The organism is Paraburkholderia sabiae (assembly GCF_030412785.1).
GTDB classification, from domain to species: Bacteria; Pseudomonadota; Gammaproteobacteria; order Burkholderiales; family Burkholderiaceae; genus Paraburkholderia; species Paraburkholderia sabiae.
Genome location: NZ_CP125295.1, coordinates 1,615,689 through 1,635,563, shown reverse-complemented (window position 1 = coordinate 1,635,563; position 19,875 = coordinate 1,615,689). Strand labels below are relative to the sequence as shown.

General features: G+C 64.2%; 22 protein-coding genes. 4 read left to right on the top strand and 18 right to left on the bottom strand.

Features of this window, described 5'->3' with window-relative positions:
* Nucleotides 1-105: 105 nt before the first annotated feature.
* The 4 genes from rbsK to QEN71_RS07345 all read right to left on the bottom strand — a co-directional run bounded on the left by rbsK (nt 106) and on the right by QEN71_RS07345 (nt 4,973).
* On the bottom strand, nt 106-1,035 hold the full coding sequence (gene rbsK / locus QEN71_RS07360) for a ribokinase (protein ID WP_201656333.1): 930 nt from the start codon (nt 1,033-1,035) through the stop codon (nt 106-108).
* Between the two features lie 118 nt (nt 1,036-1,153).
* Nucleotides 1,154-2,185: a LacI family DNA-binding transcriptional regulator gene (locus QEN71_RS07355; protein ID WP_201656330.1), complete on the bottom strand. Its 1,032-nt coding sequence runs from the start codon at nt 2,183-2,185 to the stop codon at nt 1,154-1,156.
* A gap of 134 nt (nt 2,186-2,319) precedes the next feature.
* Nucleotides 2,320-3,366 (bottom strand): ABC transporter permease, encoded by a 1,047-nt coding sequence (locus tag QEN71_RS07350; RefSeq protein ID WP_201656327.1) that lies wholly within the window; start codon nt 3,364-3,366, stop codon nt 2,320-2,322.
* The gene (locus QEN71_RS07345; protein WP_201656324.1) at nt 3,363-4,973 is read right to left on the bottom strand and encodes a sugar ABC transporter ATP-binding protein; all 1,611 of its coding nucleotides are present in this window, start codon (nt 4,971-4,973) and stop codon (nt 3,363-3,365) included. The genes QEN71_RS07350 and QEN71_RS07345 overlap by 4 nt, the downstream gene beginning before the upstream one ends.
* Before the next feature lie 50 nt (nt 4,974-5,023).
* Between QEN71_RS07345 and QEN71_RS07340 the strand changes: the two genes are divergently transcribed.
* Nucleotides 5,024-5,221, top strand: a complete 198-nt coding sequence (locus tag QEN71_RS07340) for a hypothetical protein (RefSeq protein ID WP_201656321.1) — start codon at nt 5,024-5,026, stop codon at nt 5,219-5,221.
* Nucleotides 5,222-5,303: 82 nt separating this feature from the next.
* Here the strand turns inward: QEN71_RS07340 and QEN71_RS07335 are convergent, their stop codons facing one another.
* The 5 genes from QEN71_RS07335 to QEN71_RS07315 form a co-directional block, all read right to left on the bottom strand.
* The gene (locus tag QEN71_RS07335) at nt 5,304-6,260 is read right to left on the bottom strand and encodes a sugar ABC transporter substrate-binding protein (protein ID WP_201656318.1); all 957 of its coding nucleotides are present in this window, start codon (nt 6,258-6,260) and stop codon (nt 5,304-5,306) included.
* A 569-nt stretch (nt 6,261-6,829) separates the two neighbouring features.
* The gene (gene corA / locus QEN71_RS07330) at nt 6,830-7,807 is read right to left on the bottom strand and encodes a magnesium/cobalt transporter CorA (RefSeq protein WP_201656315.1); all 978 of its coding nucleotides are present in this window, start codon (nt 7,805-7,807) and stop codon (nt 6,830-6,832) included.
* A gap of 183 nt (nt 7,808-7,990) precedes the next feature.
* Nucleotides 7,991-8,446: a hypothetical protein gene (locus QEN71_RS07325; protein ID WP_201656312.1), complete on the bottom strand. Its 456-nt coding sequence runs from the start codon at nt 8,444-8,446 to the stop codon at nt 7,991-7,993.
* Between the two features lie 89 nt (nt 8,447-8,535).
* The gene (locus QEN71_RS07320) at nt 8,536-8,931 is read right to left on the bottom strand and encodes a type II toxin-antitoxin system VapC family toxin (RefSeq protein ID WP_233472012.1); all 396 of its coding nucleotides are present in this window, start codon (nt 8,929-8,931) and stop codon (nt 8,536-8,538) included.
* 19 nt (nt 8,932-8,950) lie between these two features.
* Nucleotides 8,951-9,196, bottom strand: coding sequence for a FitA-like ribbon-helix-helix domain-containing protein (locus QEN71_RS07315; protein WP_201656306.1), 246 nt, complete (start codon nt 9,194-9,196; stop codon nt 8,951-8,953).
* 148 nt (nt 9,197-9,344) lie between these two features.
* Between QEN71_RS07315 and QEN71_RS07310 the strand changes: the two genes are divergently transcribed.
* On the top strand, nt 9,345-9,965 hold the full coding sequence (locus QEN71_RS07310; RefSeq protein ID WP_201656303.1) for an ATP-binding protein: 621 nt from the start codon (nt 9,345-9,347) through the stop codon (nt 9,963-9,965).
* 142 nt (nt 9,966-10,107) lie between these two features.
* On the opposite strand, the gene QEN71_RS07305 is transcribed toward QEN71_RS07310, so the two are convergent.
* From QEN71_RS07305 to QEN71_RS07295, 3 genes are all read right to left on the bottom strand, one after another.
* On the bottom strand, nt 10,108-11,205 hold the full coding sequence (locus tag QEN71_RS07305; RefSeq protein ID WP_201656300.1) for a saccharopine dehydrogenase family protein: 1,098 nt from the start codon (nt 11,203-11,205) through the stop codon (nt 10,108-10,110).
* A 193-nt stretch (nt 11,206-11,398) separates the two neighbouring features.
* On the bottom strand, nt 11,399-11,857 hold the full coding sequence (locus QEN71_RS07300; RefSeq protein ID WP_201656297.1) for an Lrp/AsnC family transcriptional regulator: 459 nt from the start codon (nt 11,855-11,857) through the stop codon (nt 11,399-11,401).
* Nucleotides 11,858-11,984: 127 nt separating this feature from the next.
* On the bottom strand, nt 11,985-12,869 hold the full coding sequence (locus QEN71_RS07295; RefSeq protein ID WP_201656294.1) for a LysR substrate-binding domain-containing protein: 885 nt from the start codon (nt 12,867-12,869) through the stop codon (nt 11,985-11,987).
* Nucleotides 12,870-13,022: 153 nt separating this feature from the next.
* Here QEN71_RS07295 and QEN71_RS07290 point away from each other — a divergent pair, with 153 nt between their 5' ends.
* Together QEN71_RS07290 and QEN71_RS07285 are read left to right on the top strand one after the other, a co-directional pair.
* Complete coding sequence (locus tag QEN71_RS07290; protein WP_201656292.1) at nt 13,023-13,544, top strand: Spy/CpxP family protein refolding chaperone; 522 nt, start codon at nt 13,023-13,025, stop codon at nt 13,542-13,544.
* 142 nt (nt 13,545-13,686) lie between these two features.
* A complete protein-coding gene (locus QEN71_RS07285) occupies nt 13,687-14,124 on the top strand; it encodes a PGDYG domain-containing protein (RefSeq protein WP_201656289.1) in 438 nt (145 codons plus the stop codon).
* A 24-nt stretch (nt 14,125-14,148) separates the two neighbouring features.
* On the opposite strand, the gene QEN71_RS07280 is transcribed toward QEN71_RS07285, so the two are convergent.
* From QEN71_RS07280 to QEN71_RS07255, 6 genes are all read right to left on the bottom strand, one after another.
* Nucleotides 14,149-14,514, bottom strand: a complete 366-nt coding sequence (locus QEN71_RS07280) for a DUF3022 domain-containing protein (RefSeq protein ID WP_201656286.1) — start codon at nt 14,512-14,514, stop codon at nt 14,149-14,151.
* A gap of 54 nt (nt 14,515-14,568) precedes the next feature.
* Entirely contained in the window at nt 14,569-15,363 is a 795-nt protein-coding gene (locus QEN71_RS07275; protein WP_201656282.1) for a YhfC family intramembrane metalloprotease, read from the bottom strand.
* 66 nt (nt 15,364-15,429) lie between these two features.
* Complete coding sequence (locus tag QEN71_RS07270) at nt 15,430-16,491, bottom strand: LacI family DNA-binding transcriptional regulator (RefSeq protein WP_201656279.1); 1,062 nt, start codon at nt 16,489-16,491, stop codon at nt 15,430-15,432.
* Nucleotides 16,488-17,456: a 2-hydroxyacid dehydrogenase gene (locus QEN71_RS07265; RefSeq protein ID WP_201656276.1), complete on the bottom strand. Its 969-nt coding sequence runs from the start codon at nt 17,454-17,456 to the stop codon at nt 16,488-16,490. The genes QEN71_RS07270 and QEN71_RS07265 overlap by 4 nt, the downstream gene beginning before the upstream one ends.
* Before the next feature lie 44 nt (nt 17,457-17,500).
* A complete protein-coding gene (locus QEN71_RS07260; protein WP_201656273.1) occupies nt 17,501-18,775 on the bottom strand; it encodes an MFS transporter in 1,275 nt (424 codons plus the stop codon).
* Between the two features lie 132 nt (nt 18,776-18,907).
* Complete coding sequence (locus QEN71_RS07255) at nt 18,908-19,870, bottom strand: sugar kinase (RefSeq protein WP_201656270.1); 963 nt, start codon at nt 19,868-19,870, stop codon at nt 18,908-18,910.
* Nucleotides 19,871-19,875 lie beyond the last annotated feature (5 nt).

Sequence of the window (19,875 nt, the reverse complement as noted above, 5' to 3'; positions counted from 1 at the left end):
TTCTATATGGTCTGAGGAATATGGCTGGAAGGCGCTGTAATTATTACAAGCGCTCGACGTGTGTCGGGCCGACGGCTGCCGGCCCGACACACGGAGGAAGGGAGATCAGGCGCCGATGACTTCGGCGCGGGTGGGAATGGACGGCTGCGCGCCGGCGCGCGTCACCGAAATCGACGCGGCGCGTTGTGCGAAACGGATGGCGTCGGCGACTTCGGCGCCGTGCGCGAGCTGCGCCGCCAGGCCACCGATGAAGGTGTCACCCGCTGCCGTCGTATCGACGGCCTTCACGCGCGGCGCATCGAAATGCTGCGGCTCGGCGTCGCCGAGCGCCGCGACGACGCCTTGCGCGCCGAGCGTCACGATCACGTTGCGCGCGCCCGCACGGCGCAGCGCGCGGGCGGCTGCCTGCGCTTCCTGCGGCGACGTCACGGGCAGGCCCGTCAGCGTCGCGGCTTCGAGTTCGTTGGGAATCAGATAGTCGATCAGCGGCAGCCAGTTTTCCGGCAGCGGGCCCGTAGCGGGCGCTGGATTCAGGATCACGGTCTTGCCGAGGCGGCGCGCGGCGGCGAGCGCGGCGTGCACGGCGGCGGGCGGCGTCTCCAGCTGGCAGATCACGACTTGTGCCGCCGCGAGCGCCGCTTCGTGGCGCGCAATGGTCTCGGGCGTCACTTCACCGTTGCTGCCCGCGATGATGACGATGGCGTTCTGGCTGCCGTCGTCGACGATGATCAGCGCGACGCCTGTCGGCGCGGCCGGGCTCGTTTCCAGCGCGGCGCAATCGATGCCTTCCGCTTCGAGGCCCGCGCGCAGCTGCGCGCCGTTCGGATCGGCGCCGACGCAGCCGAGCATCGTCACCTGCGCGCCCAGGCGGGCCGCGGCGACGGCCTGATTGCCGCCCTTGCCGCCCGCGACCTGCGCGAACGCATGGCCCGCCAGCGTTTCGCCCGGCTGCGGCAGGCGCGGCGCGCGTGCGACGAGATCCATGTTCAGACTGCCGACCACCGTCACGTGTCCGCGCGCTTCATTCGTTGCCACTGCGTTCTCCTGTCTGGACGGAAGCGCCTCCCGTCCCTTGCATGATGCTGCTGCCTGCGTTGCGCACACTCGTCGCGCGCGCTCGTTGCGCCCGCATGCATCGCCCGATAGAGCGAGTTTAGGCCGCCTGCGCCGAACGGCGCGCGCCCGCGAACGCGGCCGTCGATTCGCGCAGGATCAGGCGCGGCGCGATCACACGGCGCCGGAACAACGCGCCCGTCGACGCGCCGCTGATCCGCTCGATCAGCGTCTGCGCGGCCATTTCGCCGAGCGCACGCACCGACTGGCCGACCGTCGACAGCGCCGGATACGTGAAGCGTCCCAGTTCGATGTCGTCGAAACCGATCACCGAGCAGTCCTGCGGCACGCGCAGGCCGCGCTCGGCGGCAGCGCGCAGCGCGCCGATGCCCATCATGTCGTTGCCCGCGAAAATCGCCGTCGGCTGCACGGTGTCGAACAGCTGCGCCGCCGCGCGGTAGCCGCCGCTGCCGGAGAAGTCGCTCTCGACAATCCCGTTCGACGCGATCTCGATGCCGCGCTCGGCCATCGCGCGAATGAAGCCGTGCACGCGCATCGCGCTGACGGCCGTTTCGATCGGACCCGTGATGCAGCCGATCTTCGAATGCCCGAGTTGCAGCAGATGCCGCGTCGCCAGATAGGCGCCCTTTTCGTGGTCGATCTGCACCAGATCGGCCGACACCCCTTCGATGTTCCGGTCGACGATCACGAGCGGCTCGCGCGAATCGGCGAGCGTCTGCGCGAGCGTCGCGTCGTCGCCAGCGGAGGCCACGATGAGCCCGTCGATACGCTTTTCCTGCAGCACGCGCAGATAGTTGCGCTGCTTCGCGGGATCGTCGTCCGAGTTGCAGAAGAACACGCAGTAGCCATTGCGCGCGCAACCGTCTTCGATGCCGCGCGCCAGTTCCGCGAAATACGGGTTCGTGCTGTTGGGCACGACGAGCCCGATCGTCGCCGTCGAACGCGCCTTCAGCGACCGCGCGACAGCGGACGGCACGTAGTTGAGCTGGCGGATCGCCAGCTCGACCTTCGAGCGCACATCCGCCGACACCGGACGCGTATTGTTCACGACATGCGACACGGTCGTGAACGACACGCCGGCTATCGCCGCCACATCCTTGATCGTCGCCATAAGCTGATACTCCCCTGCCTGTTTTTTACTGCTGGCCAATGCAGCTCATGCTGCATCCGCGGTGCTCTCGTTAAGTTATATCCAGATGGACCGCCGTCCCGCGCCACGGCGGCCCACCCTTTGTTCAAATGCGTTCAACTGCGCTTGCGCCTGCTGCGGTACGTGTCCAGCACGACCGCGACCACGATCACGGCGCCCGTGATGATGCGTTTGGTGGGCTCGTTCGCGCCGATCTGCGCGAGGCCCGCCGCCAGCACCGAAATGATCAACACGCCAAAGAACGTGCTGATGACGGAACCGCGTCCGCCCATCAGGCTCGTGCCACCAATCACGACAGCGGCGATCACCTGCAGTTCCAGGCCGACGCCCGCATTCGGGTCGGCCGCTTCCAGGCGCGAGATCTGGAACAGCGCCGCAAGCCCCGACAGCGCACCCATCAGCGCAAACACGATCACCTTGTACGGCTTCGGATTCACACCCGCGAGCCGCACCGCTTCCTCGTTCGTACCGATGCCGACCAGATAGCGGCCGAACACCGTGCGCGTCAGCACCAGTTGCGCGACGATCATCACGGCCACCGCGATCAGGAACGCCGGCGAAATGCCAAGCGCGATCGGGTTGGACAGGAAGTCGAACGCATCGCCGATATACGCCGTGCGCGAATTCGTCATCTGGTACGCGAGGCCGCGCGCCGCTTCGAGCACGCCGAGCGACACGATGAACGACGGAATCCGCCAGCCCACCGTCACCGCGCCCGTCACCGTGCCCGTCAGCGCCGCCGCGACAAGACCCAGCGCTGCCGCCGCGAGCGGCCCGAGCTGCCACTTCAGCGCAGCAACGCTCACGACGGACGCGCCCAGCGCCAGCACCGAGCCCACCGACAGGTCGATGCCCGCGATGATCAGCACGAACGTCATCCCCACCGACATCACAACGAGATCGGGAATCTGGTTCGCGATCGTGATGAACGTGTCGTATGTCAGGAAGTGCGAACTCAGCACCGAAAACAGCGCGATCATCGCGACCAGCGCGCCCGCGAGGCCGAGATAGTTCGAAAAGCCCAGACGCGTGCCCGCCGGCTTGCCGCTCGCGAGCGGCGCCGACGGATCGGCCGTGCTGGCCGTGGCCGCGCCCGTGGGTGCAGCCGTCGAGTCCTTGCCCGTGACCCTTTGATCGTTCATGACAGCGTCTCTCCTTCGTGGTCGTCGTGGGTATGCAGCAGCGCCTCGCGATTGCGATAGCCGGCGAATGCCGCGGCGAGCAGCGCGTCCTGCGTCCACTCGTCCCGTTTGAACACACCCGTCATGCGTCCCGCCGACATCACGCCGATCCGGTCGCAGATCAGCATCAGTTCGCGCAGGTCGCTCGACACGACCACCAGCGCTCGCCCTTCACGGGCCAGCGCGCCCATCAATCCATAAATATCGAACTTCGCGCCCACATCGATACCGCGCGTCGGTTCGTCGAACAGCAGCACCTTGCAGTCGCGCGCCAGCCACCGGCCGATCACGACCTTCTGCTGGTTGCCGCCCGACAGCTCGCCGACCGGTTGCGCCGGTCCCGACGTGCGGATGCGCATGGCGTCGATCTGCTTTTTCGCCAGCGCATTCTCGCGCCTTGCATCGACGACGCCATGCCGCGCGACGCTGCGCAGATTGCCCAGCGACACGTTCGCGGCGATCGGCTGCGGCAGCAGCAGTCCTTCGCCTTTGCGGTCTTCCGTGATCAGCGCGATGCCGTGCCGCACGGCGTCGACGGGCGTCGCGATCTGTACGGCCGAAGGCGCCGCGCCCGGCGTCGCCGCCAGCGACACCGTGCCGCCGTCCTTCTGATCCGCACCGTAAATGAGCCGCATCAGTTCCGTGCGGCCCGCGCCGATCAGCCCGCTCACGCCGAAAATCTCGCCCGCCTTCACCTCGAACGACACGTCGTGCACCACGGGCGCGCGGCTCATGTGCTCGACCTTCAGCAGCGTCGTGCCGATGTTGCGCACGCCCAGATCGATCCGCTCGCCGATCTCGCGCCCGACCATCAGCGTGACGATCTGATCGCTCGTCAGGTTCGACATCAAGTCGACGCGCACCAGCTTGCCGTCGCGCAGCACGGCGATCCGCTCGGCCACGCGCGCCAGTTCTTCGAGCCGGTGCGAGATGTACACCAGCGCGACGCCGCGCGACTTCAGCGCGTCGATCTGCTCGAACAGCAGGTCGACTTCGCGCGCCGTCAGCATTGCCGTCGGTTCGTCGAGAATCAGCACGCGGCAATCGCCGATCAGATTGCGCGCGATCTCGACCATCTGCTGATGCCCGATGCCCAGTTCACCGACGAGCGTATCCGGGTCGATCGCTTCGAGCCCGACTTGCGCCATCGCCTCGCGCGCGTCCTCGCGCAGCTTCCTGCGGTCGATCCAGCCGAAACCGTTGCGCGGGAGCCGGTTCAGGAACAGGTTCTCCGCGACCGACAGCGTCGGCAGCAGGTTCAGTTCCTGCATCACCATCCGGATGCCGAGCGCTTCCGCTTCCGTGCGGCTCGCGGGCGCGTACGGCTTGCCTTCGAGCTGCATCGTGCCCGTCGTCGGATCGACCAGCCCGCCGATGATCTTCGACAGCGTGCTCTTGCCCGCGCCGTTCTCGCCCGTCAGCGCGAGCGCCTCCCCGGCGTGCAACGCCAGCGAGACGTCCGCGAGCACAGGCTCGACGTAGGTCTTGCCGATGCCCGTGACGGACAGCACGGCAGGCAATGCCTGTCGGGCCGCTTCCTGGTCCGCTTCCTGATCGATTAATGCCATCGTGATCCAGATCTCGTAGCCGCCGCGTGGCGTTTGCGTGGATTCCGGACATGCCGGCAATCCGTCACGCAACGCCGCCCGACGGCCGCGCAAGTCATGCCGGCAGCGGACGCAAGGTCCTGCGCATCCCGAAGCAAAGCTGTTCGGGCTATGCGGTGCGCTTCCCGCTGTGCCTCATTTCCTCGCGCGGCTCGCCGACCGTCATGACGCTTACCTCTGGCATAACGGCGGCGCGGCGGATTTCTTGAGCGTTTGCTGAACGTCAAATTAACATTCGCGGGGCGGGCGGGAAGCGCCGCTTTCGCGACGCCGCCCGCCGCCGTGCGGCCGTTACTTCGTGACGAGATCGACAGGCGTTTCGACGACGCCCGACAGGTCTGCCTGCTTCTTGTGCTCGGAGATGCCCTTGAGCGCCACGTCGATGCCGAACACGGCCTGCTTGGCCGCGTACTGGTCAGCCGTGGCGAGCACGCGGCCGTCCTTCAGCATCGGCTTGATCGCGTTGATGTTGTCGTAGCCGACGACGTAGACCTTGCCCTGCTTGCCCGCCGCGCGCACCGCCGACACCGCGCCGATCGCCATGTTGTCGTTGCCGCACAGAAGCGCCTTGATGTTCGGATATGCATTGAGCATCGACGACGCAATCGCATTGCCCTTGTCGATTTCCCATTCGCCCGACTGGACCGTGTCGATCTTCGCGCCGACCTTCTGCATCGCAGCCTTGAAGCCGGCCGTGCGCTGCTGCGCGTTGGTCGTGGTCGACACGCCTTCGATGATCCCGACTTCATCGCCCGACTTCAGCTTCTTCGCGAGATAGTCGCCGACCTTCTCCGCGCCCTTCGCGTTGTCCGGGCCGACGAACGGCACGTTCAGGTCCTTCGACTTCAGCACGTCGGGGTCGAGTCGGTTGTCGATGTTCACGACGATGATGCCGGCATCCACGGCCTTCTTGACGACGGGTACGAGCGCCTTCGAATCCGCCGGCGCGAGCACGATGGCGTCGACCTTCGACACGATCATCTGTTCGACGATACGGATCTGGTTCGCCGTGTCGGTTTCATCCTTGATGCCGTTGGTGATCAGGTCGAACTGGTTGGCGTTGTGCTTCTGGTAGTCCTTCGCGCCCGTTTCCATCGTGAGGAAGAACTCGTTGGCAAGCGACTTCATCACGAGCGCGACCTTGGGTTTCTTCGCGCCCTGAGCCCAGGCCGACGAAAACGGCATCGCGGCGGCGGCCGTGAGGACGACGGCAGCGCTCAATACCCGGCGGCGAATGCGTTGGTTCATGCAGTATCTCCAGTTGTTGGACTCGGACGAGCCCGTTTTTTGATTATGCGCAAACGTTTGCGAGCGCTATTCTCGGCGGCGCCGGTTCGCAATGTCAACGACTGGCGGTGCTGCGCTGCACAGCACGCCGCGGCCCGCGCCCCGTGGCTGGATCCGCGTGTTGCCGTGCTGCTCCCGCGATACGGCGAATGACGTCGTGACAAGAATGGCTCGCTTGTTCTGCATTGGTCTGCCGATACGAACGACGTGGTGCCTGCGGGTTCACGTTTTCGTTCTTCACGGCGGTCGTGATGCCCGGCGATACGACGCGCCGGCATTGCCTTCCTGCTGCTTCCCATCTTCCCGCGAGCCGCAAGTTATGTGGCACGCAGGTCGCATATGCTGGCCTGTTATTGCGCACGCTGCAAGGGAAAAACGGATTCCGTCACAATCTGCGCAACAGATGGGACGTAGTTGTTGTGGTGTCGATGGAGTGATTGCGTGCGCCCGCAGCGAGCCGTGCGGTGCGCGGTGACCAGACCTTGAGATGCACACGGCGGATCGCCCTACCGCCGCCACACACACGCGCGTTACAGCCAGTTCGCTTTCTTGAAGCCCCGGTACAGCACGAGGTCGATCAGCAGCATCGCCAGCAGACAGATCGGATATCCGTATTTGAAGTGCAGCTCGGGAATCTCTTGGAAGTTCATCCCGTAGATGCCGGCGATCATCGTCGGCACGGCGAACAGCGCCGCGAACGAGCCGAGCCGCTTGGTCACTTCGTTCTCGGCGAGCGAGATCATGCCGAGATTCACCTGCACAGCCGTGACGATGATTTCGCGCCGGCCCTCGATGGTACGCACGATGCGGTCGAGGTGATCGTAGACGTCGCGGAAGTACGCCTGCATGCCGACGCAGATGGCGGGAATGCGTCCGCCCACCAGCTTGCTGATGCCTTCGAGCAGCGGCTCGATGTGATGTTGCAGCGTCACGAGACGGCGCTTCAGCGAGTAAAGGTCTTCGATGATCGCGCGCGACGCGGCGAGATCGTGCTTGTCGAAAATGCGGTCTTCGATCTCCTCGATCTCGGTGCCCATTGCTTCGAGAATCGGAAAGTAGCGGTCGACGACGTTGTCGGCCAGCGCATACAGCACGAACGCGGCGCCTTCCTTCAACAGCTGCGGCTCGCGCTCGCAGCGCGCGCGCACTTCCTGAAACCCGTGACGCGTGCCGCGCCGCACGGACAGCACATAGTTCGAACCGACGAACACGTCCACTTCGCCGATCACGAATTCGCCGTCGTCGTCTGTTTCGATGGTGTGCATCACTGCGAAGATCGAGTCGCCGTACTCTTCGATCTTCGGACGTTGATGACCGTGACGCACGTCTTCGACAGCCAGTTCGTGCAGACCGAACTCGTGCTTCATCACTTCGAGTTCGCCCGGACCGGGATCTTTGAGCGCGACCCAGACGAAGCATTCGGGCTTCGCGACATACACGCTGATGTCGTCGATTTCGATGTCGGCCAGTTTGCGGCCATCCTGGTACGCGGCGCAGTTGATCAGCATGGTTGAATACCTTGAATTCGAATCGGCTTTGCGGATTACAGATCGTTAGTTTGGATGGGCGGTCTTACGTCTCCTGTAAGACCGCCTGCAAAGCCGCGCGGCGCGCGGTGTCAAGCCACGATGTTACGTGGACTTGCGCGAGTACGCTGTGTCGAATTGTCAATGACGCACTGACGACGGCCGCTAATTGGCGACGCGCCGCAGCATGATGCGGTGATCGTCGTTGAACGAGACGCTCGCGCGGTTCGAGTAGCGCGGGTCGGCCGTGACGATGAAGTTGATCTCGACAACGGGATCGAACTGCGTCGACACGCCGATGCGATGCGTGCCCGGTGCGAGCCAGAACACGATGTGCTCGCCGTTCATGATGTCCGCGACGCGCTCGCCGTCGATGTACACCAGCGCATCGCGGAAACGCACGATGACGTTGTCGGTCCGCTCGCGGCGCAGGTCGACGGCGACCTTGCCTTCGCCGGGCTGCGTATAAACAGGCTGGACGATGCGCTCGGCGGGCACGTCCTTGAACGGGACTTTATCCGCGGGCGTGGATGCGCAACCGGCGACGAGCATGCCGCTAACGAGCGCAACGGTGATAGCCGATACAACCGCCCGCGTCACAGGCCTTTGGGTACGTGTCATGCGTTCTCTCCCCGTCGCCTTAGGCGTCCCGTTCATTGTTCCGGCGCGCTTGCACGCGCCGCGTTGTTATGCGGTTGCTGCCCTGGACGTCATGCGTCCAGCGTCTGGAACGGGTTCAACACCCGCGCGCCCGTTCCTTCGAAGTCTGCCACGTTGCGGGTCACGACGGTCAGGTTGTAGATCAGCGCGGTCGCCGCGATCAGCTTGTCCAGCGCGTGCCCGGCATCGGGCACGCGCAGATGGCCCCACGTCTGCGCGACGTCGGCGCCGACATTCAGAATGTGGCTGCTGAACGACTCCATGATCGTGTCGAGCCACCCTTCCAGCCGCAACGCCTGGAACCGGTCGCCGCGATGCCGGATCTGGTCGACGCCGCGCCGCAACTCTCCCACCGTCACCACGGATAGATAAAGGCGATGTCCCTCATCCCTCGCCGCCCCGAAAAAAGCCTGCACGCCTGGATTGGCGCGGCTGCTCTTGCGCATTTCGCTGATTACATTGGTATCAATCAAATACACCCGGTCCCTCGCTTACGTCAGTTGCGTCATTGCGGCGCTCGAAGTCGGCGTCTTCGCCGACGTCGGGCATGCTCATCAGCCACTCCGTGAAACTGAGTTTTTTGGGCTGAAAGAGCGCCTGCGCCAGGATTTCCCGATGCTCTGCTTCGACGCTGCGCCCGTGAGCCGCGGCCTGCTCGCGCAGACTCTGCACCAACGCATCGTCCAGACCTCGGACCAAAAGATTTGCCATGACAATTCCCCGGTACACGTGTGATAGCAATGATATCACCAGCATTCGCGCCGTCAATCTGGCCGGATGGCATAGGGCTTGCGGCAGCTCGCCATCCCGTTCAAGATCGGCGCAGGCGCAACTTTCAACACAGCGGGGATTCATCGACGTGACGCATCTGGTTTTTATCTGTGGCCATGCGGGCACCGGCAAGACGACGCTCGCCAAACGGCTGATCGGCCCGCTGATGAAGGCAACGGGCGAGGCCTTCTGCCTGCTCGACAAGGACACGCTGTACGGCGTCTATAGTGCGGCCGCGATCGGCGCGCTGACGGGCGATCCGAACGATCGCGACAGCCCGCTCTTTCTGCAGCACTTTCGCGACCCCGAATATCGCGGGCTGTTCGATACGGCCGAGGAAAATCTGCGCCTGGGCATCGGCGTGATCGCCGTCGGTCCGCTGTCGCGCGAAGTGCGCGAGCGCAAGCTCTTCGATCACGCATGGCTCGGCGTGCCAAAGGATGTGCAGATCAGCGTGGTGTGGGTATCGACAGCGGAAGAGACGGCGCGTGAGAGGATTGCCGCGCGCGGCAATCCGAACGACGCGTACAAGCTCGCGCATTGGGACGACTACCGGCAGCGCCGCTTCGTGCCGTCCGGCGACGAGTGCGACGGGCTGTTCATGTTCGACAACACATCGCCCACGCCTGCCGATCACGACACGCTGCTCGCGCAGATCGTGCGGACACCGCAATCGTCCGGCGTCATGTTGCCGCCGATGCCTGTTTAAGCGCACGTCGGCAAATACAAAACGGGCGTCCCGCAGCAAAGCGGGACGCCCGTTTCCCATACGACTCACGACTCACAAAAGCTCTCTACGGAGCCTCGATCATCTCAGTTGACCCTCGGAATGGCCGGCATTCGTCGAGGAATCAGACGGTCGCCGTCGCCTCCATCGCGCGGCCTTCGTACAGCTGGCCAAAGCGGTTCGCGAGGAAATCGCGCAGCGACACCTGCTCCTGACGCACGAAGCCGCTTTGCGGCAGCTTCTTCTCGCGGAACAGGTCGAGCACCGCGCACATCGCGCCCGCCGTCGTGATCTGGATCGCGCTCATCGGCACGCCGCAGACGGTCTTCGCGAAGATCTTGCGCGTGAACACTTCCTGCACCAGCTGGCCGTCGCGCATGCCCGTCACGGTGATGAAGACGAGCACGACGTCCTGAGCCGTCGACGGCACCGAGCGGCGCATGATCGTTTTCAGCGTGTCGCGGTCGGTGGCGAGACGCAGGTCTTCGAGCAGGAACTGCATCAGTTCGCGATGCCCCGGATAACGCACCGACTTGTAGTCGAGTGTTTCGACGCGGCCCGACAGCGTTTCGCACAGCGTACCCAGACCGCCCGACGTATTGAACGCCTCGTACTCGATACCGTCGAGCGAAAAATGTTCGAGGCCTTCGAGCGGCTGCACCCATTGCGTACGGCTGTCGCGGATCGCTTCGCAGGGCTGGCAGTATTCGTTGATCAGACCGTCGACGCTCCACGTCAGGTTGTACTTCAATGCATTCGTCGGGAACTCGGGCAGCGCACCGACACGCATCTTCACGTCGCGGATTTCGGTGAAGCGGTTGGCCAGTTCGTGCGCGGCAATGCCGATGAAGCCCGGCGCGAGGCCGCACTGCGGCATGAACGCGTGCTCGGCGCTGTCCGCGATCGCGCGAATCGCGTGGGTGGCGCGCACGTCTTCCGTCAGATCGAAATAATGCACGCCCGCGCCCTTCGCCGCCGATGCAACGCTCACGGCCAGGTAGTACGGCAGCGCATTGACGAGGGCATCGAAGCCCTGGATTTCGGCGCGCAGTGCAGCGGCATCGGCGGAATCGACGCGGCGGGTCGGGATGCCTTGCGCGGCCAGCTTGTCGAGCGCGTGCTGGTCGCGATCCATCGCGACCACTTCGTAGTCGCCCGTCTCCCGCAACATATGCGCAATGGTGTGTCCGATCAGACCTGCGCCAACGATGGCAACTTTCATGCGCTTCTCCTTTGTTCTCTGTCTGGTGAATGTCGGCCGCCGCAGCGAACCTCTACCAAAGAGTTTAGGGAGAAGGCGAGTCGGTTTATAGGCGCAAAGTGCTGCGCTATGACCATGATTTTCGTCGAAATGACGAAGCACTCTGACGATTCGACGAAAACGCGTCAAAAACGCGTAAACGCGCCCTCGTTCGTCAGGTCATCCCGCGATCGATCTTGCGCGACAGAATGATCGACGTCGTCGTGCGTTCGACGCCCGCCAGTCCGCCGATCTGATCGAGCAGATCGTTCAGGCGCTCGGGCGAATCGGCGCGCAGCCACGCGACGTAATCGAATTCGCCGCTCACTGCGCACAGCAGTTGCACTTCGGGCATCCGGTTGAGCTTCTTCAGCACGTCGGACCCGAACTTCGGCGCGATGATGATGCCGACGTACGCGTGCATGCTCGCATCGAGCACGTCCTGCCCGAGCCGCACGCTATAGCCCGCGATCACGTTGGTCTTTTCGAGCCTCGCAATCCGCGCGATCACGGTGGTGCGCGCGACGCCGAGTTGCCGCGCGAGATTCGCGACGTTTTCGCGCGCGTTGGCCTGCAGCAGCGCGACAAGGTTGCGGTCGAGTTCGTCGAGTTGATCGAGGCGCGGTGGTCTCATCGATTCAAGGTCAAGTGTGAGAGTGAGAGCCCGCCATTTGCGACGAGCCGATGACGCCGATTATGCGCCCTGCACGCGCTCACGCGAATACATGCGGACTGCACATATTGCGCTTTGCTCGTGACGATCACATACCGTAGCGCTCGATCACGAAGTCGATGAACGTGGTGAGCTTCGGCGTCGGCTGGCGATCGCGCGGATAGATCAGATGCACGGGCGCGCCGTCGGGCAGATAGTCTTCGAGCACTGAGACAAGCTCGCCGCGCTCGATCTCACCCGCGAGCAGCGCTTCCGGCTGCAGCACGAGGCCGAAGCCGCGCAGCGCCGCCATCTTCAGCGCCTGACCGTTGTTCGCGCGAAAACGTCCGGGACGCAACTGGCAATCTGTCTCGGCATCGCCGTCGAGCCGCCACAATCCTTCGCGTCCCCAATGCAGAAAGCCGAGGCATTCGTGATGAATGAGATCGGCGGGCGTCTTCGGCGTGCCCATGCGTTGCAGATAAGCAGGCGACGCACATGCGCGCATCCGATACGGTTTCAATGGCCGCGCGACGAGACTCGAATCCGGCAGCCGCCCGATGCGCACCGCTGCGTCGAAGCCTTCGTCGACCAGATCGAAGATGCGGTTCGACAGATCGAGTTCGAGACTGACTTCAGGGTACAGATTCAGATAATCGGTCATCGCGGGCGAGAACACTTCGACGCCGTATGTCAGCGGCACCGTGACCTTTAACGTGCCGCGCGGCGCGGATGTCATGGCCTCCGCGAGCGATTCCGCAGCCTTCACGTCGGCGAGTATGCGCCGGCACTGCTCGTAATACTGACGCCCGATTTCCGTCAGGCTCTGACGCCGCGTGGTGCGCGTGAGAAGCCGCGTCGCGAGCTGCGATTCGAGCGAGCGGATATGCTTGCCGACCATCGCGGACGACAGATCGAAACGTTCCGCGGCCGCCGTGAGGCTGCCCGCTTCGACGACGGCAACGAAGACTTCCATGCTGACGAATTTATCCACCGGCTATTTCCGATCGTTTCGGTTGTAAGCAGTTGTCGCAATAGAGACGCAATGAAGCGATATCGTGATACTAATAGCGCACGGCATGATGCAAGTCGATCACGACGCATCATCCAGCTTTAAGCCTTATACGAGCAGACAACAGGAGTCTCAATGAAAAAAACCCTCGCCACACTCGTTACCGCCGCAGCCGCGCTGACCGCTAGCGCTGCATTCGCACAGACGGCCGCGCCCGCAGGCGCATCCGCACCGGCGATGTCGGCTGCATCGCAGGCGTCGGGCAAGGCGCGTCACGAACAGCGCGTCGAAGACCGCATCAAGTATCTGCACACGCAACTCAAGATCACGTCGGCGCAGGAATCGCAGTGGAACACGTTCGCCGACGTCATGCGCAACAACAGCGAGACGATGGGCAAGCTGTTCGAACAGCGCCGCGCCAACGGCAACATCTCCGCGCTCGACGACATGAAGCAGTACGCCGAGATCACGCAGGCACACGCCGACGGCACGAAGAAGCTCGTCGATGCGTTCGACCCGCTGTACAACAGTTTCTCGCCGGAGCAGAAGAAGCTGGCCGACGATACCTTCCGCCGCCAGCCCGCCGAAGGCCGTCCGCATCATCGCCGTCAGGGCAAGCCCGCAGCGCCCGCTTCCGATGCAACCGTGAAGCCGTAAAACGCATCGCTTCATACGCTGCAAACGCAACGCCTGCCCTCACCGGCAGGCGTTTTTTCTTGAGCGGCGCGAGAATCTGTCATGATGCGCGCGTGCGCCTCGCGCGCCTTTCCTTTCGTCAATCTCTGCTTTTTTTCGCCTTATGATCGAACTCAAGAACATCGACCTGCTCACCGACCCGGCCGCGCAACGCGTCGTCAAGGACGAAACCGTCGCCGTGCAATTTGCCGAAGGCGACGGCGAACTGATGAGCCTCGAAGGACCGAACCTCTATGCACGCGGCGACGCGTTGATCACGGGCTCGACGGGCGACCGCTGGGTCGTGTCGCGCGAACGTTTCGACGCGAAGTATCTGCCCGCCGACGCCGCGCTCGCGCATGGCGAACCTGGCGCGTATCGCAACCGCCCTGCTGTCGTGCTCGCGAAGCGAATGGACGAAGCGTTCTCGCTCGCGCGCTCCGCACAGGGCGGCGACGTGCTCAAAGGCACGGCGGGCGACTGGATCATGCAGTACGCACCCGGCGACTACGGCGTCGTGCAGGCCGCGCGGTTCGCCAAGGTCTATCGACTCGCGGACTGACGCACCCGGCACGTTACCCGAGCTTCATGCGAACTCGTCGCCCAGTTCGACCGTGACTTCGCGCGGCACGGTCTTGCCGGCCGCGTGTTCCTCTTCCATCGATTCCAGCGTCGCTTCCACATACGCGCGTAGCACGGCGAAGCTGCGGCCCCGCACACGCGGCGGCATCGCGCGATAACGCGCAAGCGCAGCAGGCGCGATGGCGACCGTCAATTCCATCCGACGCGCCGTCGCGCCAAAACGCATCGCGACCCAATGCACCACGATCTGCGGCACGCCGTTCTCATCGGGACGCTCGATGAACTGCGTCTGCTCGGGAAAGAGATCGCTGATCACGCGCGCGAGTTCTTCCATCTCCGCGTTCGCGCATTCGTACTGATAGGCTTCCATGTCGATTGGCCTCTGGCCTGTTGAGTCGGTTTAGCGGTGTATGTTCGTCGATGATCACGCCGCGCGTCTGTGCACGCGGATCAGCAGTGCCGCAACTGCAAGGGCCGCGACGGCATAGATCACGTCGACGGTCACGAGGGGCAGCATGCCCGCCTGCGACATCGCCGCCGGGACGTCGATCAGTGCATGCGCCGCGATCGCGATGGGCAGTATGGCACGTGATCCGGCGCGCACGCCGCGCCACATCAGCACCGACAGCCCGATCTGGAACACCAGCGCCGCCACCCGTTCGAGCACGAACACGCCCGCCATTTCCGGCGACAGGCTCGCGAGCAGCAAGTGAATGCGCATCAGCGGACCGGCGGGCAGATTGCCAAGGTAGGTATCGAGTTGCCCGCGATTTTCGAGCACGCCGAACGCGATCCATTGAGCCTGCACCATCACGCCGACAAACCACGCTTCTGCGCCGCCGTGACCCAGACCGTAAGCAAACGCGGTGCCGTCGTCGCGCGCGTCGTTCGTCTTGCGCCGCGCGAGCCAGCGCATTGCAATGAAGCGCCCCACTTCCTCGCAGATGCCAGCGGCGAGCGCGCCATACACGACGAACGCGAGCGGATCCGACAGCCACTCGCTGGTGGCTGGGTTCTGTCGCAGCAGATAGTCGTTGAGCGCGCGCTCGACCAGCATCGCCGATAACGCGAACACGGCGATGCCCGCGATCGCGTCGCGCCGGTTCAACGCGAACGGCGCGCGCCAGCGGCGATACAGAAAGATGGGAAGCAGCGCGACGAAGATCGTCGCGGCGGCGAGCACGGCGAGCGTGACGGGAGAAACAGGTAGACCGGACATGTGCGTTAGCAAGGCGAAAGTCGGAACTCGCCGCGCATTGTAAGCGCATGCCGTGATGAAGGTCGATCAGCGCGCCGTCGACGCCCGCTCGATCAGTTCGCCCGGCAGCAGACAATCGCGCGCGCTGGACTGTTCGCCGTCGATGCGCTGGTGCAGAAATTCCACGGCCCGATAGCCGATGTCGTAAGTCGGCTGACGGATCGTCGTGATGCCCGCCAGCTCGGCCCATTCGGGATCGTCGATCGACAGCAGCGCGACGCGCTTCTGCCAGTTCGGCCCGTGCCGCTGATTCAGGTGACGAGCGAGCGCCAGTGCGACAGGACCATTCGCCGCGAACAACGCGACGCGCGGCGCGCCTTCGTTTTGTGCTTGCGTGTCGATCGCCGCATCGAGTTCGGCGTCGAGCGCGTTCAAGGTTTGCGCGAGTTCATCCGCATCGTCGAGTTCGAGCACGACGGTCCGCCCGCTCACCTGCGGATACTGTTCGAGTGCCTGATGGAACGCCGCTTCGCGCTGACGCCGCGAACTGATGTGCTCGAACGGCTGCACGACGAACCACAGACGGTCGAAGCCGCGCTCGACGAGGTGCCGCGTCGCGAGCATCGTCGCGCCTTCGTTGTCGAGGCCGACCATATCGGTCACGAGTCCGTCGACGCTGCGGTCCACCAGCACGGCAGGAATCCCGCCGTCGCCGACAGGCCGCAAGGTCTCTTCACTGACGCCGAGCGCATTCACGATCACGCCTTCCACGCGATACGTCGTCAGCAGTTGCAGGAAGCGCCGCTCCATGTCGACTTCGTTCGCCGCGTGGCAGATGAGCGGCATGTAGCCGAGCGCGTGACACGCGGCCTCGACGCCTTGCAGCACTTCGACGGAATAAGGATTCGTCAGGTCGGCGACCAGCATGCCGATCAGCCGGTTACGACCGCGCTTGAGGCCGCGCGCCATCTGGTTCGGCTGATAGTCGAGCCGCTCGATGGCGGCTTCGATGCGCGCGCGCAGTTGCGGCGACAGCACGCTCAACTCGCCGTTCAGATAGCGCGAGATGCTCGTCTTGCCCGTGCCCGCCTCACGCGCGACGTCGCTGATGGTGGCGCGGCGCGGTGCGCCTGACGTCGGCGTGTTCATTGCGAAAGCACGTCGCGGTTGACGATGTTGATCTTCAGCGTGCCGTCGAGCGCGCCGACGAGATTCTCCGCCGCGCAACGCGCCATCGCGTGACGCGTCTCGTGTGTCGCCGAGCCGATGTGCGGCAGCGCGACCACGTTGTTCATCTTCAGCAGCGGCGAGTTCGGATCGAGCGGTTCCTTGTCGAACACGTCGAGGCCCGCGCCGTGGATCGTGCCCGACTGCAACGCTTCGATCAGCGCGTATTCGTCCACAGTCTGGCCGCGCGACGCGTTGATCAGGATTGCGCTCTTCTTCATCTTGCGCAGTTCGTTCGCGCCGATCATGTGACGCGTGTCCGGCGTCAGCGGCACTTGCAGGCAGACGAAATCGGACGTCGCGAGCAGTTCGTCGAGATCGACGCGGCGCGCGCCATAGCGCTCTTCTGCTTCCGCGTTCGCGCTGCGGTTCGTGTAGAGCACCTTCATGTTGAAGCCGAGCGCCGCACGCCGCGCAACCGCGCCGCCGATCCGCCCGAGACCGACGATACCGAGCGTCTTGCCCTGCACATCGACGCCGTACAGTTCAGGTCCGATGCTCGCCTTCCATTCGCCCGCCTTCACGAAGTTGGCGAGTTCGACGACGCGTCGCGCGCTCGCCAGAATCAGCGAGAACACGGTATCTGCCGTCGATTCCGTCAGCACGTCGGGCGTATGCGCGAGCACGATGCCGCGCTTCGTCAGATCGGCGACGTCGAAGTTGTCGTAGCCGACCGAGATCGTCGAGAGCGCTTTCAGCTTTGTCGCGCCGTCGAGCATCGCGGGCGTGATCTTCACGCTCGCCCCGATCGCGCCGTCGGCGTCGTTCAGCGCGGCAACGAACGCGTCGTGCTGCGCGGCGTCCGCCTGCACGACTTCGGCATGCTGCTGGAGATACGCAAGCACATCATCCGGCAGCGGCTTGTACGCGACGATCTTTCGCTTCATCGATTCACTTTCCTTGCAACGAGAGTTGGCTTACGCATAGCGCTTCAGACATGCACGGATTCGCGCTTCGAAGTCTGCATCGGCTGCGGCTTGACGGCAAGCGTCAGCACCACGGCAGCGACGAGCGCAACGCTCATGAACGCGTACGAGGCAGCGGGCGAACCCGTCGCGCCGTTCAGATAGCCGACCACGTACGAGCCGACGAACGAGCCGAGCGCGCCCATGCTGTTGATCAGCGCCATCGCGCCGCCCGCAACGTTCTTCGGCAGCAGTTCCGGGACGATTGCGAAGAACGGGCCGTACGGCGCGTACATCGCGGCGCCCGCGATCACGAGCAGCGCATACGACATCCAGAAGTGCGTCGAGCCGATCGCATACGAAGCGGCGAAAGCCAGCGCGCCGATCAGCAGGAACGGCCACACGAACGCGCGGCGGTTGTTGAGTTTATCCGACGCCCATGACGCGCCGAGCATCGCAATCGTCGCAGCGAGATACGGCAGCGCCGACAGCCAGCCCGTTTCGACCATGCCGAGCGTCGAGCCGTTCTTCAGAATGGACGGCAGCCACAGCACGAAGCCGTACACGCCGATGCTCCAGCAGAAGTACTGCGCGCACAGCTTGACCACGGCCGACGAACGGAATGCTTCGCCGTAGTTGCGCACCGGCTTGATGGCGGCCTGTTCGGCGCGCAGCGTATCGGCGAGCTGTTTCTTGTCCGCGTCCGACAGCCACGTCACCTGCTCGGGCTTGTCCTTCACGATGAACCACCAGCAGACGGCCCAGATGATCGCCGGCACGCCTTCCGCGATAAACATATGGCGCCAGCCGAACGAATGCACCAGATAGCCCGACACGACCGACATCCACAGCACCGTCACCGGGTTGCCGAGAATCAGGAACGTGTTGGCGCGCGAGCGTTCGCGCTTCGTGAACCAGTTCGCGATGAAAATCAGCATCGCGGGCATCACGGCCGCCTCGACGACGCCGAGCACGAAACGGATCACCATCAGCGACGGAATGTTGCTGACGACGCCCGTCAGCGCCGCGCAGCCGCCCCACAGCACCAGGCTCCAGAACACGAGCTTCTTGACGCTCTTGCGTTCGGCGTAGATCGCGCCGGGAATCTGGAAGAAAAAGTAGCCGAGAAAGAACAGCGCACCGATCAGCGACGACAGCCCTTTGCTGATGCCGAGATCCTGATTGATGCCGGCCGCCGCCGCGAAGCCGTAGTTCGCGCGGTCGAGATAGGCGAGGCTGTAGGTGATGAAGACGATCGGCATGATCGTCCACCAACGGCGAATCGCGAGCGATGAGGACATACTTGTCTCCTGTACTTGGCTTAAGCGGTCGGTCGGTGCGCCGTTGAGCCGCGATTTTTCGTGCGGCTGGGCATCTTGTTGTTGTCGTCTTGTGTTGCTGATGTGTTGCTGAATCTCTGATGCGCCGTCTTGTCAGGCGGCCAGTGCGGCGGCGCTTTCGAGCGCGTCGAGTTCGGCGCGTGTCGGCAGGCCTTCTGAATCGCCGATCACCTGAATCGCCAGCGCGCCGATGCGATTGCCGCGCGCCACCGCTTGCGGCAGCGTGCGCCCTTCGAGCAGCGCGCTCACCACGCCCACTGCAAAGCCATCGCCCGCGCCGACGGTATCGACGACTTTCTCGACGCGCCGCGCTTCGACGACGCCCGAATCCGTCGCCGTGCGGTAGTACGCGCCCTGCGCGCCGAGCTTCACGACGACGCCCTTCGCACCGCGATCCAGGTAAAACTGCGCGATGTCTTCGGCCTTCGTGTAGCCCGTCAGAATCTCGCCTTCGCCGATGCCGGGCAGCACCCAGTCGGCGTACGTCGCGAGTTCGTTGAGCGCGGCCGCCATGGCTTCACGCGAGGGCCAGAGCGTCGGACGCAGGTTCGGATCGAACGAAATCGTCTTGCCTGCCTGTCGCATTTCGCGCGCCAGATGGAACGCGAGTTCGCGCGAGCTTGCCGAAATGGCGGGCGCGACGCCCGTCAGATGCAGATGGCGCGCGGGCAGCACGTAGTCCGGCACGTAGTCGTCGAGCGACAGATGGCTTGCTGCCGAGCCCTTGCGGAAATACTCGACGGCGGGGTCGCTGCCGTCGTCGTTCTTCGACTTGAGCTGGAAGCCCGTCGGAAAGCGCGCATCCGTCGTCACGCAGCCCTGATCGATGCCTTCCTTCGCGAGCGTGTCGCGCACGTACTGGCCGAACGAATCGGCGCCGACGCGGCTCATCCAGCCTACCTTGAAGCCGAGCCTCGACAGGCCGATCGCGACGTTGAGGTCGGCGCCCGCGATACGCTTCGTGAACTGGCCGACGCCCGCGAGCGCGCCCGTTTCGGCGGCGACGAACATCGCCATCGCTTCGCCGTAGGTGATGACATCGAGTGTCGGATGCATGTGTT